The sequence below is a fragment of the Pseudomonas sp. PSB18 genome, assembly GCF_014596565.1.
GTDB lineage: Bacteria > Pseudomonadota > Gammaproteobacteria > Pseudomonadales > Pseudomonadaceae > Aquipseudomonas.
Genome location: NZ_NOIN01000007.1, coordinates 114,194 through 131,546, shown reverse-complemented (window position 1 = coordinate 131,546; position 17,353 = coordinate 114,194). Strand labels below are relative to the sequence as shown.

Annotated in this window: 17 protein-coding genes; 12 read left to right on the top strand and 5 right to left on the bottom strand. The window is 61.0% G+C overall.

From position 1 onward, the window contains the following. Positions 1 to 2: 2 nt before the first annotated feature. A complete protein-coding gene (ligD, locus tag CGA22_RS17850) occupies positions 3 to 1,976 on the top strand; it encodes a DNA ligase D (protein WP_052435148.1) in 1,974 nt (657 codons plus the stop codon). 24 nt (positions 1,977 to 2,000) lie between these two features. Here the strand turns inward: ligD and lpxO are convergent, their stop codons facing one another. Further along, positions 2,001 to 2,900 carry a lipid A hydroxylase LpxO gene (gene lpxO, locus CGA22_RS17845; protein WP_041023212.1) on the bottom strand — a complete coding sequence of 300 codons (900 nt, stop codon included), beginning with the start codon at positions 2,898 to 2,900 and terminating at the stop codon, positions 2,001 to 2,003. 403 nt (positions 2,901 to 3,303) lie between these two features. On the opposite strand from lpxO, the gene CGA22_RS17840 reads away from it, so the two are divergent. Then, complete coding sequence (locus CGA22_RS17840) at positions 3,304 to 4,890, top strand: ABC-F family ATPase (protein ID WP_024781069.1); 1,587 nt, start codon at positions 3,304 to 3,306, stop codon at positions 4,888 to 4,890. 279 nt (positions 4,891 to 5,169) lie between these two features. After that, complete coding sequence (locus CGA22_RS17835; protein ID WP_041023211.1) at positions 5,170 to 6,363, top strand: MFS transporter; 1,194 nt, start codon at positions 5,170 to 5,172, stop codon at positions 6,361 to 6,363. Here CGA22_RS17835 and CGA22_RS17830 read toward each other — a convergent pair. Then, positions 6,357 to 7,394, bottom strand: coding sequence for an alpha/beta hydrolase family protein (locus CGA22_RS17830; RefSeq protein ID WP_041023210.1), 1,038 nt, complete (start codon positions 7,392 to 7,394; stop codon positions 6,357 to 6,359). The genes CGA22_RS17835 and CGA22_RS17830 overlap by 7 nt on opposite strands. A gap of 290 nt (positions 7,395 to 7,684) precedes the next feature. Then, positions 7,685 to 8,293: an FMN-dependent NADH-azoreductase gene (locus tag CGA22_RS17825; protein ID WP_041023209.1), complete on the bottom strand. Its 609-nt coding sequence runs from the start codon at positions 8,291 to 8,293 to the stop codon at positions 7,685 to 7,687. Positions 8,294 to 8,421: 128 nt separating this feature from the next. Between CGA22_RS17825 and CGA22_RS17820 the strand changes: the two genes are divergently transcribed. Then, positions 8,422 to 9,330 (top strand): LysR substrate-binding domain-containing protein, encoded by a 909-nt coding sequence (locus CGA22_RS17820; RefSeq protein ID WP_041023208.1) that lies wholly within the window; start codon positions 8,422 to 8,424, stop codon positions 9,328 to 9,330. Further along, entirely contained in the window at positions 9,327 to 9,680 is a 354-nt protein-coding gene (locus CGA22_RS17815; RefSeq protein ID WP_041023207.1) for an MmcQ/YjbR family DNA-binding protein, read from the top strand. The genes CGA22_RS17820 and CGA22_RS17815 overlap by 4 nt, the downstream gene beginning before the upstream one ends. A gap of 2 nt (positions 9,681 to 9,682) precedes the next feature. Here the strand turns inward: CGA22_RS17815 and CGA22_RS17810 are convergent, their stop codons facing one another. Then, on the bottom strand, positions 9,683 to 10,111 hold the full coding sequence (locus CGA22_RS17810; RefSeq protein WP_041023206.1) for a DUF1294 domain-containing protein: 429 nt from the start codon (positions 10,109 to 10,111) through the stop codon (positions 9,683 to 9,685). Beyond that, a complete protein-coding gene (locus tag CGA22_RS17805; protein WP_041023205.1) occupies positions 10,108 to 10,938 on the bottom strand; it encodes an undecaprenyl-diphosphate phosphatase in 831 nt (276 codons plus the stop codon). The genes CGA22_RS17810 and CGA22_RS17805 overlap by 4 nt, the downstream gene beginning before the upstream one ends. A 248-nt stretch (positions 10,939 to 11,186) precedes the next feature. Here CGA22_RS17805 and CGA22_RS17800 point away from each other — a divergent pair, with 248 nt between their 5' ends. From CGA22_RS17800 to CGA22_RS17770, 7 genes are all read left to right on the top strand, one after another. Beyond that, the gene (locus CGA22_RS17800; protein ID WP_041023204.1) at positions 11,187 to 12,821 is read left to right on the top strand and encodes a methyl-accepting chemotaxis protein; all 1,635 of its coding nucleotides are present in this window, start codon (positions 11,187 to 11,189) and stop codon (positions 12,819 to 12,821) included. Positions 12,822 to 13,045: 224 nt separating this feature from the next. Further along, complete coding sequence (gene pnuC / locus CGA22_RS17795; protein ID WP_041023203.1) at positions 13,046 to 13,609, top strand: nicotinamide riboside transporter PnuC; 564 nt, start codon at positions 13,046 to 13,048, stop codon at positions 13,607 to 13,609. Next, the gene (locus tag CGA22_RS17790) at positions 13,606 to 14,130 is read left to right on the top strand and encodes an AAA family ATPase (protein ID WP_041023202.1); all 525 of its coding nucleotides are present in this window, start codon (positions 13,606 to 13,608) and stop codon (positions 14,128 to 14,130) included. The genes pnuC and CGA22_RS17790 overlap by 4 nt, the downstream gene beginning before the upstream one ends. 339 nt (positions 14,131 to 14,469) lie before the next feature. After that, positions 14,470 to 14,916, top strand: coding sequence for a hypothetical protein (locus tag CGA22_RS17785; protein WP_188258661.1), 447 nt, complete (start codon positions 14,470 to 14,472; stop codon positions 14,914 to 14,916). Between the two features lies 1 nt (position 14,917). Next, positions 14,918 to 15,496, top strand: coding sequence for a hypothetical protein (locus tag CGA22_RS17780; RefSeq protein ID WP_041023200.1), 579 nt, complete (start codon positions 14,918 to 14,920; stop codon positions 15,494 to 15,496). 65 nt (positions 15,497 to 15,561) lie between these two features. Continuing rightward, positions 15,562 to 16,545: a hypothetical protein gene (locus tag CGA22_RS17775; RefSeq protein ID WP_041023199.1), complete on the top strand. Its 984-nt coding sequence runs from the start codon at positions 15,562 to 15,564 to the stop codon at positions 16,543 to 16,545. A 66-nt stretch (positions 16,546 to 16,611) separates the two neighbouring features. Continuing rightward, positions 16,612 to 17,292, top strand: coding sequence for a C39 family peptidase (locus CGA22_RS17770; RefSeq protein WP_041023198.1), 681 nt, complete (start codon positions 16,612 to 16,614; stop codon positions 17,290 to 17,292). Positions 17,293 to 17,353 lie beyond the last annotated feature (61 nt).

Genomic DNA, 17,353 nt, shown 5'->3' with positions numbered 1-17,353 from the left:
TCATGGCCAAGGCCGATCGTGAATCTGCCCGTATACCCAAAAAAACCGAGACCAGCCGCACCCAACAGGGCAGAACGCGTCACGAAACGCGCCTCCCCGAACGACTGATGCCGCAACTGGCAACGCCCGTGGAGCAGCCACCCACTGGCGAATGGCGCTATGAAGTCAAATTCGACGGCTATCGGCTACTGACCCGCATCGAGGATGGCGAAGTCCGCCTGTTCAGCCGCGATCATCAGGACTGGACCGAACGCCTCAAACTGCACGCCGAGGCCCTGGCCGGACTGAATCTGGGGGACAGCTGGCTGGACGGCGATCTGGTTCTGCTCGACGAAACCGGCCAATCCGACCTGAGCGCCCTGCGAGACGCCTTCGAGATCGGTCGCACCGTGGACATGGTCTACGTGCTGTTCGACGCTCCGTTTCTCAATGGTAAGGACCTGCGACAGACGCCCGTGGAGGAGCGGCGCGCAGCGTTGAAAAAAGTCCTCAAGCATCATGGCAGCAAGCGATTGCGCTTCTCCGAAGCCTTTTCCGCCAGTGAGGATGAGATCCTGGAAAGCGCCAGCGCGCTCTCGCTGGATCGAGTGGTCGGCAAGCGTCAGGGAAGTCCTTATGTGTCAAGGCGCAGCAGCGATTGGGTCAACCTGAAGTGCCGGCTGCGCCAGGCCTTCGTGATCGTCGGCTTCACCCGTTCGCAAGGCCGACGCAACGGCTTCGGCGCCCTGCTGCTCGCGGTCAACGACCCTTCGGGGCTGGTCTACGCCGGCCGGGTCAGCACCGGACTCAGCCAGGATGAAATCCAACGGTTGCACGCGCGACTCTCCACACAGGAGCGCGATGCTTCGCCCCTGGCCAAACCGCTTAGCGCAACGCAGGGTCGCGGCGTGCAGTGGGTCGAACCTGAGCAGGTCTGTGAGATCGAGTTCACCGAATGGACCGCCAGCGGCCTCGTACGCCAGGCCGCTTTCGTGGAAATGCTCGACGATATGCCGGCGGACAAGATTGTCCGCGAGCACCCGCTGCCGAAGAAAGCCAGGACGCCTGAAGCCAAGCGCGGCGGCAAGAAACGCGAGGTGGAAGTCGCCGGCGTGAAGATCACTCATCCCGAGCGCGTCATCGACAGCCTCAGTGGCGTGCAGAAAGTCGAACTGGCGCAATATTACGCGGACATCGCACCGTGGCTCCTGCCCCATCTGAAACAGCGGCCCGTCGCGTTGCTGCGGGCACCGGACGGAATCGGCGAAGAACAGTTTTTCCAGAAGCACGCCGATCGCCTGGAGATTCCGCATATCCGGCAGCTGAACCCGGGGCTGGACCCGGGTCATGCCGCCCTGATGGAAATCGATAGCCTCCAGGCCCTCATCAGCGCGGCGCAGATGGGCACGGTGGAACTGCACACCTGGACCGCCACCCACGACCGCATCGAGACGCCGGACCTGTTCGTCCTGGACCTGGACCCCGACCCGTCGCTGCCTTGGAGCGCCATGCTCGAAGCCACTCGCCTGACCCTGTCGTTGCTCGATGAGCTGGGCCTGCAGGCCTTCCTCAAGACGAGCGGCGGCAAAGGCATGCACATCGTCGTGCCACTGGCGCGCGGCGAAAGCTGGGACGCCACCAAGGCCTTCGCGAAAGCCATCTCACAATTCATGACCCGGCAGATGCCAAAACGGATCACCGCGACCATGGGGCCCAAGAACCGGGTCGGGAAGGTATTCGTCGATTACTTGCGCAACGCCCGAGGCGCCAGCACCGTGGCAGCCTACTCAGTTCGCGCCCGGCCGGGCCTGCCGGTATCGGTGCCAATCGCCAGGGCCGAGCTCGACGGTCTGCGCAACGCCCAGCAATGGGATATCCAGACGGTCCTTGAACGGGTCAGGGGTCTGGGCGCCGATCCATGGGATGGCTACAGCCATCGCCAACGGATCACCGCCAGGATGTGGGAGCAACTGGATGCAGAAAAGCCCGGGGAGTGAACACTGACCGGGACAGGCAAGACTTCAGATCCAGATGAACACAGCCAGCAGGACGCCAAAGAACGCCCACTTCTGGAGGTAGTACAGCTTTCGGTTGCGCTTCTTGAGCGCCTTGCCCTGCAAGCGAATCTTGTAGAGCCTGGAGAACGCCCGATTCAACCCGCCTGTCTTGTCACCGGCATCATTCGGTGCACCCGCGGCGGCCATTACAGTACGGCTGAACCAGCGATTGAACGCGGTCGCCCAGCGGAACCTCATCGGACGCTCCACGTCGCAAAATAAAATGATGCGGTTGTGAGCGGTGGTGTTTTCGGCGTAATGAATGAAGGTTTCGTCGAAGATCACCGCCTCGCCATCGCGCCAATGGTAAGGCTCGCCATCGACATTGATATAGCAACCGGCATCGTTGGGGGTTTCCAGGCCCAGGTGATACCGATAGGAGCCGGCATACGGATCGCGGTGGCGAACCAGTCTGGAACCTGGCGGCAGCTCGGCAAACATTGCCGCCTTGATCGAACCGATGCTCTGCACCAGTTCGGTGGTGCGTGGACACAGTTTCATGGCCGAGGGGTGGCTGTCGCCGTACCATTTCAGGTAAAAACGCTTCCAACCGGTCTTGAAGAACGAATTGAAACCCACGTCGTCGTACTGATTTGAGCGCTTGATCGCCCCCGCTTGCAACAGGCTCTGGCCCTCGGCGCGGATTTCTTCCCAGTGGGCCTGCAGCGGGCTCAGGTCAGGGAAGTCCATCGGACTCAGGTACGGCTTGTTGGGCAGCTTCGAACAGAGGTAAAGCAGGCAGTTGATGGGCGCCAGGAAGGACGAATGGTCGCTTAGCTGGCGTCCGAGCTTGTGCCGTACGCGTCCGCGCAGGTGCACATAGCCGATGGACAGGATATAGATCGCGGCAATGATGAGTTTCACGGAGTCCGTCACACAACAAAAGTGAACAGGTCGCGTCCCTTGGCCAACCAAGCGGCAAAAGGGATGACATCTGGAAAATGGCATTTTAGCCACATGTTGTAACTGAAAGTTATCCTCATTTGTGAAAAACTGTCTTGCCCGGGTAATACCCTATCGTTAACGCGGCCAGATCAGTACAATCGCCGCCAAATATTATGCGCCCCCCTTTTGGCCGACACCGTTGAACCGGTTTCGCGCACATCCACTCGGGCTCGGCGCTTCGTATGCTGCTGTCCTCTTATGCCGGATGGACCCTTGCGCCTGCAACCGCGCCGCCTTTGCATGGTTACGGAGCGGCGCAGACAGGTACTGAACAGGTACTGCCGCACCCTTAGCTACTCTGAATGTTCCGCAGGATAAACCTTTGATCTCTACAGCTAACATCACGATGCAGTTCGGCGCCAAGCCGCTGTTCGAAAACGTCTCTGTCAAATTCGGCGCGGGCAACCGCTACGGCCTGATCGGCGCCAACGGTTGCGGCAAGTCGACCTTCATGAAGATCCTCGGCGGCGACCTCGAGCCGTCCGGCGGCCAGGTCATGCTCGAGCCGAACGTGCGCCTGGGTAAACTGCGCCAGGACCAGTTCGCCTATGAGCAATTCACCGTCATCGACACCGTGATCATGGGTCACGAAGAGCTGTGGAAGGTCAAGGCCGAGCGCGACCGCATCTATTCGCTGCCGGAAATGACCGAAGAAGACGGCATGGCCGTGGCCGAGCTGGAAACCGAGTTCGCCGAAATGGACGGCTACACCGCCGAATCCCGCGCCGGTGAGCTGTTGCTGGGCCTGGGTATTCCGCTGGAGCAGCATTTCGGCCCGATGACCGAAGTCGCACCAGGCTGGAAACTGCGGGTATTGCTCGCCCAGGCGCTGTTCTCCGATCCGGAAGTGCTGTTGCTCGACGAACCGACCAACCACCTGGACATCAATACCATCCGCTGGCTGGAAAACATTCTCACGGCGCGTAACAGCACCATGATCATCATTTCCCACGACCGGCACTTCCTGAACAGCGTCTGCACCCACATGGCCGACCTGGACTACGGCGAGCTGCGCCTGTTCCCGGGCAACTACGACGAATACATGATCGCGGCGACCCAGTCCCGCGAGCAGTTGCTGTCGGACAACGCCAAAAAGAAAGCCCAGATCGCCGAACTGCAGACCTTCGTCAGCCGCTTCTCGGCCAACGCCTCGAAAGCCAAGCAGGCGACTTCCCGCGCCAAGCAGATCGACAAGATCCAGCTCGCCGAGGTCAAGCCATCGAGCCGCGTAAGCCCGTTCATCCGCTTCGAGCAGAACAAGAAGCTGCACCGCCAGGCGGTCACCATCGAACGCATGTCCAAGGGCTTCGATGGCAAGACCCTGTTCAAGAACTTCAGCTTCACCGTCGAAGCCGGCGAGCGCGTGGCGATCATCGGCCCCAACGGTATCGGCAAGACCACCTTGTTGCGCACCCTGATGGGTGAGCTGGCACCGGACGCCGGCTCGGTGAAGTGGACCGAGAGCGCGGAACTGGGTTACTACGCCCAGGACCATGCCCACGACTTCGCCGACGATGTCAGCCTGTTCGACTGGATGGGCCAGTGGACCCAGGGCGAACAGATGATCCGTGGCACGTTGGGCCGCATGCTGTTTTCCAATGACGAGATCCTCAAGTCGGTCAAGGTCATCTCCGGTGGTGAGCAAGGCCGCATGCTGTTCGGCAAGCTGATCCTGCAGAAGCCGAACGTACTGGTGATGGACGAACCCACCAACCACTTGGACATGGAATCCATCGAAGCGCTGAACCTGGCGCTGGAGAACTACCCGGGCACGCTGATTTTCGTCAGCCACGACCGTGAGTTCGTCTCGTCCCTGGCCACTCGCATCATCGAGCTGAGCGCTGATGGCGTGGTCGACTTCAGCGGTACTTATGACGACTACCTGCGCAGCCAGGGTGTGATGTTCTAAGGGCAGCTCTGAGCTGCAAGCTGCAAGTAAAAAAGCCCTGTCCAATGTGACAGGGCTTTTTTCATTTCAAGGGCACAGAGCCCCTGTGGGAGCGAGCCTGCTCGCGATGGGCCCTGCCAGTCACCTCTTCATCATCTGATCCACCGCCATCGCGAGCAGGCTCGCTCCCACAAGGGGATCTGCGGTGAACTTCAACCCACACATTTAGTTAGCCAGCTTTCTTTTCTTCTCACCCCAGGCCATGATGAAGCTTCTCCTGCCGCCGCCCGCGAACGAGCCATGCCTACGCCGCAAGCCACCCCCAGTTCCCTGTCGATCACCCTGCAGATCGTCTCCATCGTTTTCTACACCTTTATTGCCTTCCTCTGCATCGGCCTGCCCATTGCCGTGTTGCCGGGGTATGTCCATGAGCAGTTGGGCTTCAGTGCCGTGGTGGCCGGGCTGACCATCGGTTCGCAGTACCTGGCGACTCTGCTCAGCCGCCCCATGGCCGGACGGATTTCGGACAGCGTCGGGACCAAGCGGGCGATCGTCTACGGCTTGTCGGGCATTGTGCTCAGCGGTGTGCTGACGTTGATTTCCACCTTGCTGCAAAGCCTGCCGCTACCGAGCCTGGTGATCCTGATTGCCGGACGCTTGTTGCTCGGCGTGGCCCAAGGCTTGATCGGGGTTGGCACCATCAGTTGGTGCATGGGCCAGGTCGGCGTGGAGCACACCGCCCGTTCGATCTCCTGGAATGGCATTGCCTCCTACGGCGCCATTGCTATCGGCGCCCCTTTGGGGGTGGTGATGGTGGGCAACCTGGGCTTCAGCAGCCTGGGGATAGCGCTGTCACTGTTGGCCGGCGTGGCGCTGTTGCTGATCCGCAACAAGCCTTCGGTACCGGTGGTCCGTGGTGAACGCCTGCCCTTCCGGGCCGTATTCGGACGCATTGCGCCATACGGCGCCAGCCTGAGCCTCGCCTCGATCGGCTACGGCACGCTCACCACATTCATTACGCTGTTTTATGTGAGCCGTGGCTGGATCGGCGCAGCGTGGTGCCTGACGGTATTCGGCATTTGCTTCATTCTTTCGCGATTGCTGTTTATTTCCAGCATTGCCCGTTTCGGTGGCTTCAACTCGGCCATCGCCTGCATGAGCATCGAAACCCTGGGGCTGGTGCTGCTCTGGCTGGCGCCTTCCCCCGCGTTCGCCTTGGTCGGTGCGGGGTTGGCCGGTTTCGGGCTGTCGCTGGTGTATCCGGCGCTTGGGGTGGAAGCCATCAAGCAAGTGCCAAACACCAGCCGTGGCGCGGGGTTGAGTGCCTATGCCGTATTCTTCGACCTGGCCTTGGCGATTGCCGGGCCATTGATGGGTGCGGTGGCGTTGAACCTGGGCTACTCGTCGATCTTTTTCTGCGCCGCACTGCTGTCGATCACGGGGCTGGGATTGACCCTGCTGCTGCGTCGACGCGCCGAAAAAACCGCTTACTGATCGGCCGTGCGCATACCGGCCCGGGTCGGTTTGCCCAGGGCCTGGCTGAAGAAACGCCCGGCTTCGGAAATCATGGTGCGGTGGATGTCCTTGCGGTCGACACCATCGGCATCAGTGCACAGTGCAGGCATCGCGGCAATCTGCTCCTCCGTGCATGGCGCCAGGAAGACAAAGTGCCCTGCCCCGGCCAAGGTCTTGAAATCCGGCGCGGTGGGCAGTTTGCGAGCCAGTGCGGCAGCATTCTTGTCGAAGGCCACCAGTTTGTCACCGTCGCCGCTGTACAGCAGCACCGGTACATGGACATCGGCCAAGGTATGACGACCGAACTTCAGGCTCAGTGGCGCCATCAACAGCAGTGCCCGCACCCTGGGATCGGCCATTGGTTGCAGATCGTCGCGATCGGCAATCAGCTCGCCCTGGGTGTTGCAGGCGTCGCGGTCGTCCGGCCGTTCCTGACAGTAACGGCGCAGGCGATTGAGATCAGGCGTGGCGCCGGACAGGATCAATGCGGTTTCCCCACCGGCGGAATAGCCGATCACCCCCACCTGCCCGGCATTGACGAACGGCGACAGCATCGGATCGTTAAGCGTCGCGGTGATTGCCTCGGAAATCTGGATCGGCCGCCCGTAGAGGTTGCTCAGGGTCCCCAGCCGGCTATGGTCCTGGGCGTTGTCGCCAGGGTGGATCACCGCGACCACGACGAACCCCTGACGTGCCAGTGAGGTCGCCAGGTCGTGCAGGGCCAGCGGTGTACCCGTGTTGCCGTGGGACAGCATCAACATTGGAAAGCGGCCGATGGCGATTTGGGCATCCGGTGCAGCATCGATCTGATAGCCACCCAGTTGGCTGGTTTGCTCCCTGGCGGGGGACGGATAGAACGCGATGGCGTGCATCGGCTGGTGATCCAGTGGGTCGAGAAAGCTCAACTCATGAAAGCCGGCACTCCAATGAGGGTGCAACGCCGGTGCGGCCTGCACCGTAACCAGGCTGCCGAGCAGACAAAGCAATATCCCTGCACCAAGACGTGTCATCGAATCATCCACCTTCACCAGCGGACAGGAAGGCCCTGTCGCTCGCTGCCTGGACTTGCACGACCTGCGCCAAAAGCCCGGTGAACAGAATACAGCGTTTTACGAAGGTTTCGATATTCATCAATGTGAAAGGCGGGGACGCAACTCTCACCACCACCGAAAAACCAGTGTGGGAGCGAGCCTGCTCGCGAAAGCGGTGGGCCAGTCAGCAATGATCTGACTGATACACCGTCATCGCGAGCAGGCTCGCTCCCACAGGGATTTCAGGGCTTGATGAATCTGCGCGGGCCTTACGCGGCGGCGAACTGTTCGCCGATCTGTGCCTTGGCGTCGCTCATGGCCTTGTTGCGCATGTCATCACCGTAGGCCAGGCCCTCGGCACGGACGATCTCGATGTCGGTGATACCCAGGAAACCGAACAGCAGTTTCAAGTAATCTTCATGACCCACACCGCTCGGCTGACCGGCATGCAGGCCGCCGGCAGTGGAAACGATCACCAGCTTCTTACCGCCACACAGGCCCTGCGGACCGGCTTCGGTGTAGCTGAACGTCTGCCCGGCCACGGCAATGCGGTCGATCCAGGCCTTGAGCTGGGTTGGAACGGTGAAGTTGTACATCGGCGCAGCGATCACGACTGCATCCGCCGCGAGGAACTCAGCCAGCGCGGCAGCACTGAGGTCGGCTTCATGCTGCAACGCGGCGTCACGCAATTCGGCGCTGGTGCCGGCCGCAACCAGTGTCTGCGCGGAAAAGTGACTGATCGCATCGGCGGCCAGGTCGCGATAAGTCACGACCACGTCCGCTTCGGCGGCTTTCCAGGCTTCGACCACGTCACGGCTCAGTTGGCGGGAAGCGGAGTTGTCGCCGAGGATGCTCGAATCAATGTGCAGAAGTTTCATATGAGTGCTCTCCAATGAGGATCGCTACCGGGCGATCGAATGGGGACCATCCTACCGATGAAACCAATAGCCGATTAGCCGCCTATGATGCGATAGTTCGTTCTACTGACAGGACAATCGAGCCCGCCATGCAAGACCTCAACGATCTCTACTATTTCGCCAAAGTGGTCGAAGCCGGTGGCTTCGCCGCAGCCGGAAGGACCCTTGGCATCCCCAAGTCGCGACTGTCCCGGCGTATTGCCGAACTGGAAGACCGCCTCGGCGCCCGCCTGCTGCAACGCACCACCCGCCGATTGAAACTGACGGCGGTGGGCGAACGTTACCTGCGCCATTGCCAGGCCATCTTGCTGGAGGCGGAAATGGCCGATGAAGCGGTGGCGAGCATGTCCAGTGCGCCCCGCGGCCGGCTTCGGGTTTCGAGCCCGGTGGGACTGGCCCACGAAATCCTGGCCGGGGTGGTGGCCGATTTCCTGGAAAAATATCCTCAGGTCCAGTTGGAGATGATTCTGGTCAATCGCCGCGTCGACCTGGTGAGCGAGGGCATCGACGTCGCGTTGCGCGTGCGTGACCTGGGTGACGAAGACCCATTGCTGATGACCCGCCGCTTGCGTCAGGCACGGTTGATCATGGTCGCCAGCCCGGCGTTCGTCGAAGGGCGACGGATAGAAACCCCGGAGGACCTCAAGCAGGTTCCGGTACTCGGGGCGCTTGAGAGTGATCGCCTGGTGCATCTGCGCCTGCACAGCACCGACGGACAGGTCGCCGAACTGGCCCTGGAAGCACGCCTGGGCATCGACGATTTCATTGTGCGTCGCGCCTGCGTTCTCGCCGGCCTGGGTTTTACCTTATTGCCGAGCATGTATTGCGAGCAGGAGTTGACGGACGGCACACTGGTGGAATTGTTACCGGGATGGTCCCTGCCCGATGGCTGGCTGCAGGCGGTCTATCCCCATCGACGCGGCATGTTGCCGGCGGTACGCGCATGGCTCGACCATCTGGTGGAAGCCTTCAATCTTTGTGGAGAAAGGACGTTATGAGTTTGAGCGAAGAGGATGTCGCACGGTTTTGCCTGAGCCTGCCTGGCGCCAGGGAAGATTACAAATGGGGCGGCGTGCGAGTGTTTTCCATCGCCGGGAACAAGATGTTCGCCCTGCAGGGGCTACGCAGCGATTCATTGGCGTTCAAGGTCGACAAGGACCTGTTCCTGGGGCATTGCGATCGACCGGGCATCCATCCTGCCCCGTACCTGGCGCGGGCCCAGTGGATCATCATGCACACGCCCTACCCCTTGGGGGCCGAAGAACTGCATGGCCTGCTGCGGCGTTCCCACCAGCTGGTGGTCAGCAAGCTGCCCAAGCGCACGCAGGTCGGGTTGCTATTGCCGTGATATTAAACCCAGGCCAACAGATGACCGCCCAGGAACAACTGGTCGACCCAGAACGCCTGGTGCAGCAGCACGATGAACCAGAACACCACCTGAAACGACACCTTGCGGGTCTTGTGCCGAAAGACCTGCTGGGCCAGTAACGCCCCGGGCCAGCCGCCGGCCAGCTCCACGGCGTGCAGCACGTTCTCGGGGGTGCGCCAGGCGTCGGAACGCGCCTTGCGCTTGTCACTCCAGTACAGCAGGAACGCCACGACGCTGACAATACCGTAGGCCGTCAGAGGCACCCATGATGCCTCCTGCAGCCCGAGCAGCAGCGAGCCCGTCAGCGGTAGCGCGCACAGCACCGCCAATACGATCAACTTGAGCCGAAGGTTCTGCACGACGCCGCCCGCATTGCGGGCCGCGTGCCTGCGAGTGCCGGAATCATTCATGGCCGGGCGCTTGTCCAGTCGACCCAGCCGAATTGCCAGGTTGCCAGGATCAACAAGCCGAACACGATCCGATACCAGGCGAACACCGCATAGCTGTGGTTGGCGATGAACCGCAGCAACCCCTTGACGGCGATCATGGCGAAGATGAACGCGGTGACGAAACCGATGGCGAACACCGGGAAGTCCGCCGGCACGAAAAGCGCGCGGTATTTGTAGCCCGAGTAGACAGCCGCGCCGACCATGGTCGGCATGGCCAGGAAGAAGGAGAACTCGGTCGCGGTCTTGCGCGAAAGGCCGAACAGCAACCCGCCGATGATGGTCGAGCCGGAACGGGAGGTGCCGGGAATCATCGCCAGGCACTGGGCCAGACCGACCTTGATTGCATCTTTCCAGGTGATGTCGTCCACCGTGTCGGCGTGTACTTCGTGCTGGCGCTGCTCGGCCCACAGCATGATGAAACCACCCACCACCAGCGCGGCGGCCACGGTAATCGGGTTGAATAGGTATTCATGGATCAGATCGGCAAACAGCACACCCAGCACCACCGCGGGCAGGAAGGCGATCAACAGGTTGGCGGTAAAGCGCCGGGCACTGGGCTGGGTAGGCAAACCCAACACCACGTCGAAGATCTTGCGACGGAATTCCCAGACCACTGCCAGGATCGCCCCCAACTGGATGATGATGTTGAACGCCATAGCCCGTTCCCCACCGAACCCGAGCAAGTCGGCGACAACGATCTGGTGCCCCGTGCTGGAAATCGGCAGGAATTCCGTCAGACCTTCTACAATGCCAAGAATCAGTGCCTGAAAGGCAGTCCACAAATCCATTCATCCCCCAAGAAGGGCCCTGTCAGTAGGGCCTCATCGATAATCAAATGTCATGCCCATACGAGCAGCGGGTGCACGATAACTGCGCCCTTGCCCAAAAAACCAATGAAAAATCAAAGGCAGGCTCAGGTTTTGCGCCGCGAGGCCGAAATCCTATCAGACAAGCCCTCATAACGCCGATGCGTTATGGCCCAGGGGGCAATCCACCGGCCGTGGATGACAAGAACAAGAAACTGGAGTGACAGCGTATGAATAGCTTGCGCAATGTGTCGATCAGCCGACGCTTGTGGCTCATCCTCGTCGTGGCCATCTTGATGGTATTCACGCTGGGCGCCTTGATGCTGAAGCAGATCCACAGCGATCTCTATCAGGCCAAGGTGCAGAAAACCCAACATGTGGTCCAGACCGCCAGTGGCGTGCTGAGCTATTACCATGGCCTGGAAACCGCCGGTACCCTGACCCGCGAAGCCGCCCAGAAGCAGGCCCTCAGCGCCGTGCGTGGCCTGCGCTATAACGAGACTGACTATTTCTGGATCAATGACCTGACACCGGTCATGATCATGCACCCCACCAACCCGAAGCTCGAAGGCCAGAACCTCTCGGCGATCCGCGACCCGAACGGTTTCGCGCTGTTCAACGAAATGGTCACCATCGCCAAGGCCAAGGGCGCCGGGATGGTGAACTATCTGTGGCCGAAACCGGGTGCCGAGGCGCCGGTCGGCAAGACGTCCTACGTCAAACTGTTCGAGCCCTGGGGCTGGATCATCGGTTCGGGTGTGTACGTGGATGACGTACAGGCCGAGTTCCAGGCCCAACTGATCAAGGCCTCGCTGGTCGGCCTGACAATCGCACTGATCATGAGCCTGCTGTTGACCTTGATCGTGCGCAGCATCGTGCGGCCTCTGCAAGAGACGGTGAACGCAATGGCCAACATTGCCAGCGGTGAAAGCGACCTGACCCGTACCCTCGACACCCATGGCCAGGATGAAGTCACCCAACTGGCGCGACATTTCAACGCTTTTACTACCAAACTGCGCGAGGTGGTGAGCCAGTTGCAGGTTTCGGCCAGCGCTCTGGGGCAATCGTCCAGCGAATTGGGCAGCGACGCCGCCCAGGCCCAGGAGCGCAGCCAGCAGCAATCGCAGCAAATGGAACTGGTGGCCACGGCGATCAACGAAGTGACCTATGGCGTGCAGGATGTGGCCAAGAACGCCGAACACGCCGCCAGTGAAATGCGCGATGCCGAGTCCCAGGCCCAGCAGGGTCAGGTCAACATCGATGGCAGCTTGCAGCAGATCGACCGTCTTTCCCAGACCATCGATCAAGCGGTGGAAGTGATTCGGACCCTGGCCAGCGAAAGCACCCAGATCGGCAGCGTGCTGGAGGTCATCCGTTCCATCGCCGAACAGACCAACCTGTTGGCCCTCAACGCCGCGATCGAGGCCGCTCGTGCCGGGGAGCAAGGCCGGGGGTTTGCGGTGGTGGCCGATGAGGTGAGGTTGCTGGCCCAGCGCACGCAGAAGTCCACCGCCGAGATCCAGGGGATGATCGAGCGCTTGCAAACTCACTCCGAAGCCGCGGTGAAAGTCATCAGTGACAGCAGCCGCGCCTCGCAACTGACCATCGAACAGGCCGGACTGGCGGGCGCCAGCCTCAACGCCATCGGCCAGGCCCTGCGCAATCTCAACAGCCTGAACGCCTCCATCGCCAGTGCCACCCTGCAACAGGCCCACGTGGTAGAGGACATCAACCAGAACGTCACCCAGGCCGCCGGTCTCTCCCACAGCACCGCCCTGGCGGCGGAACAGTCCAGCCTGGCAAGCACACGCCTCAAGGCATTGAGCGAACAACTGAACGGCCTGCTCAAACAGTTCCGGGTTTAAGAGCAAAGCTTGCATCCAGCATGGGTGCAAGCTGATCCACCGCTATCGCGAGCAGGCTCGCTCCCACAGGACCTGCTGGCGACCACAGATCTCGCACTCAACCTGAAACCCATGTGGGAGCGAGCCTGCTCGCGATAACGCCGGCACATCCAACATTGATGTTGGAGCTGCCCCCGCCATAACGTTTACAATCGCCCCCCTTTTCCATTCCCCAAGGAACCGCCATGTCCGGGCTTGAACTGTTTGCCGCAGCCCTCGGCGTGATCGCTGTCTGGTTGACCGTCAAGCAGAACCCCTGGTGCTGGCCGATCGGCCTGGTCATGGTGGTGCTGTACAGCTGGATTTTCTACGACGTGAAGTTGTACTCGGACATGCTGTTGCAAGTGGTCTATGCCGCGCTTCAACTGTATGGCTGGTGGCAATGGACCCGTGCCGGCCAACATCATGACGGACGCCAGGTCACACGACTGGGCGGACCGTCGGTGCTGCTTGGCCTGACCGCCGGGGCCGCGGGCAGTCTGGTGCTGGGCGCCGCCATGGCGCACTGGACCGATGCCGCCCAACCCTGGCTCGATGCGGCACTCACCGGCTTCAGCCTGGTAGCCCAGTGGTGGATGGCACAGAAGCGCGTGCAATGCTGGCCTTTGTGGATTGCCCTGGATGTGATCTTCGTTGGCCTGTTTACCTACAAAGGGCTGTACCTGACCGCAGCACTCTATGCCCTGTTCACCCTGCTGGCCGTGCAAGGCTGGCGGGAATGGCGCACCGACCCGGCCCTGCGCGCATGAAGGTGGTGGTGCTGACCGGCCCCGAATCTGCCGGCAAAAGCTGGCTGGCCAGGCAACTGCAAGAACACTTCGGTGGCTTGCGGGTAGATGAGTACGTTCGCCACTTCATGGAACAGCACCCCCGCGACACCTGCCTGGACGACATTCCCGATATCGCCATCGGACAACTGGCCTGGGAAGACGCAGCCAGGGCCCGGCAACCGACGCTGCTGATCCTCGATACCCATCTGTTGAGCAATATCCTCTGGAGCCGGACCCTGTTCGGCGACTGCCCGGACTGGCTGGAGCCAGCCTTGCTGGGACGTCATTACGACCTGCATCTGCTGCTGAGCCCCGAGCAGGTCGAATGGACCAGCGACGGCCTGCGCTGCCAGCCTGAACTGGCGCAACGCCTGCAATTCTTCGCAGCCATCAGAAACTGGCTGATTCAACATCAGCAACCGTTCCAAGTGATCGAAGGTGACTGGGCACAACGCCAGGCCCAGGTGTTCGCAGCCGTCACCCAACTGCTCCAGGCCTGACTGCCGTTGGTTAGGCAGCATATGGCCATCCTGTTCCACTCTTGAAACATCCCCGTCGCGGCAAACCCGGATCCAAGGCTGTTTCAACGGTTTTTCACCCTGACTGTCAAGTCACTGAAACACCCCTTCAAGAGCCTGGATCCAGAGCCACTGGCCAGCTGATGGCCTATTGACCGTCATGAGTCTTGTCTCAACCATGAAACAGATCCCGCATCAGCCGTTACGCCCTAACGATCAACCCATTGAATTAAAAGACCTTTAGAAAACCGGCACGACATCTGCTCTCCCCACTTCGCAACGCTGGATCCGAGCCAGCCCACCGAAGAAGGAATCGATGCCGTGGGGACTTTCGATAGAAGTTTGACCGTCCTGCTGTTGATCAGCTGCGCCGCCGGCGCGACGTTCAGCCTATCGGTACAGGCCGAGGGCAACGGCGTCATCGTCCTCAACCGTGACGTACAGCCCGTCCATATTGGTCGCAACGGTGGCAAGGACCCCTACCCGACCACCGTCAATGCCAACCCTTCCGATCGAATCAGCCAAGCGACCGCCAGCACCGAACTGAGCGACGGCGAATTTGCCAGCGTCGCCAGCGGCTCGTCGATCCGCAGCACCATCAACACAAACACCGGTGTGCAAGGCCTGAACGTCGTGACCAACCCCAACGGCATGCCCGGTATGAGCGCCGGCCACGGTGGCGGCGGCGGTGGTGCGATCTCCGGCACCATCAACCGCTCGCTGAGTTCCGGCCTGGCCCCGCTGGGTCGCCTGGCGGGAGGGCAATGACATGAAGTCAGCCCTGTTGCTGCTCGCCCTGCTCGCTTCATCCACCGTATTCGCCGATCCAGGCGTGGCGGTCGTCAGTAGCGCCAACCTGCAGGATTCCGGCAGCCGTTATACCGGCAACTTCAACGTCAACCAGGCGGCAGGCAACCAGACCCAGCAGACCAACACCCGGGCCATTGCTATCGGCACCGAGGCCCAGGTCACCACCCATGTGCGCCAACGGCTGGATACACCCGCCGATCCCGCCATGAACGCGACCGCCCGCATTGGCGGCAGCTCTTTCAGCAACGGCAACGGTGTGCTGGGCGTCAACCAGTCCGCCGGGGCCAACAACCAGATGGCCAATGTCATGCGGGTGGGCATCAGCGCCCAACCGCAGAGCATTGACGACAGCGCGCTTTCTCAACAGAACGTGGCGTTGTTACCAAACTCAGGAGCAACTGGCGCCCCAACCGGCAGTCGCCAGGTCGTCACCAGCGACCAGGCCTTCACCGGCAGCCGTGGGGTCATCCAGGTGAACCAGAGTGCCGGGGTGGGGAACCGAATGGCCAACACCCTGAGCATCCGGGTCGCAGACTGACCCGGGCAGTAAAACCATAAGAAAGTACCGACACACTTAACCAACGACACGCAAGGAGAAACACCATGAAACCAACAATGGCACTCAAACCATTGGTTTTCGCTCTCGCCGCTGTCATGGCAATGGCCGCACAGGCCGGTGGAAACGACAACAACCACGGCAACGGGCACGGCCATGGCAACCATGGCCACCAAGGTCCGACGCTGGATCAACTGCTCTCCATCAGCGCCGGTGCTGGGGCTACGGTGCTGGATGAGCAGAACAGCGACGGCAACGTGGTGACCAACCAGGCGACCAAGAACACCGCTGAAGCCAAGGACTCGCTCAATGGCAGCAACGGTAACATGGGCGCCAACGTCGCTGGCGGCGACGGCAACCAGCAAGACAACGCCGCCGCCCTGGCCACTGCGGACGAAAGCTTCATCTTCGGTTCGGCTGTCTCCATGTCCAGTGCCACCCAAGTCAATAACAACAACTACGTCAAAAACAACTCGACTCAAAACAACGCCTCGCTCACCAACGCAGGCAACAATGGCTCCGGCAACATCGGCATCAACGTGACCGCCGGCAACTTCAACCAACAGAAAAACAACCTGGCCATCGCCGTATCGGGTGGCCGTGTGGCACAAGCCTCGGCCGCAGCCGACCAGACCTCCACCGGCCTGGTGGTGGACAACAAAGGCGTGAAAACCTACAAGACCGATACCCTCACCAGCACCTATGAAGCCTCCGGCACGTTCAAGGCCAAGGGTACCGGTACCGCCGAAGACAACGACCATGGCGGCTGGGGCAACAAAGGTGGCTATGGCGGCGGTCATGATGACGACAAGTTCAAGTTCTCCGCCGTGGGCACTTTCGAACTGGCCGGCAGCAATACCCAGCAAGTGTTGACCCGTGATGGCTGGAAAAACCCTGTGATCAACAACGCCACCATGAACAACTCCATGAACGGCTTCTCCGGCAACGGCGGCGCCAACGTGTCGGCAGGTGTGGGCAATCAGCAGAGCAACTCGCTGTCCATCGCTGCCGGCTGCAAAGCCTGCATGTAACCACGGGTGAAATGGGGCCCCGGCAACGGGGCTTCTTTTCCAAGGTTTCCACAAGGCGTACCGATCATGCGTGCGACTGCCCTTTCCTTGCTGCTTTGCATGGCGTGCGTCACTGAAGCCGCGCAAATGCCGGTCGCCGCCCTGCCTGGCGGCATGCTGATCTACAAACCGGTGCAAAGCGTGCGCGAGCGCAAGTTCAGCGACATCGTCGAGCAGAAAACCGATTTCAGCTGCGGTGCCGCCGCACTGGCCACGGTGCTGCGCCAAGCCTATTGGCTGGATGTCGATGAAGAGCATGTCATCAAGGGCATGCTGGTCAATGCCGACCAGGACCTCGTGCGCACCCAGGGTTTTTCCATGCTGGACATGAAGCGCTACGTGGAAGGCATCGGCATGCGCGCCCGAGGCTACCGGATACCGGCAGAGAAGCTCGAAGCCGTGACGATCCCGGTGGTGGTCCTGATGGAAATACGTGGCTACAAGCACTTCGTGGTATTGCAGCGCGCCGACAAGCAATGGGTCTACATCGGCGACCCGGTGCTGGGGCACAAGCGCTACGCCCACGATGATTTCGTCAAAGGCTGGAACGGCATAGTCTTCGCCATCGTCGGTCCCGGCTACGACAAGACCAACGCCCTGCGCAGCCCTCCGCAACCGTTGACGGCGCGTAACAAGCTGGACGGGTTCAACCCGGTCAAGGATGCGGAGTTGATGGATTTCGGTTTCATACAGAGCGACTTCTTTTAAATCGCCGACCAACTGCCAACGATAAATACAAAAAAGGAGCAGGATGCTCCGGGAGCGGTAC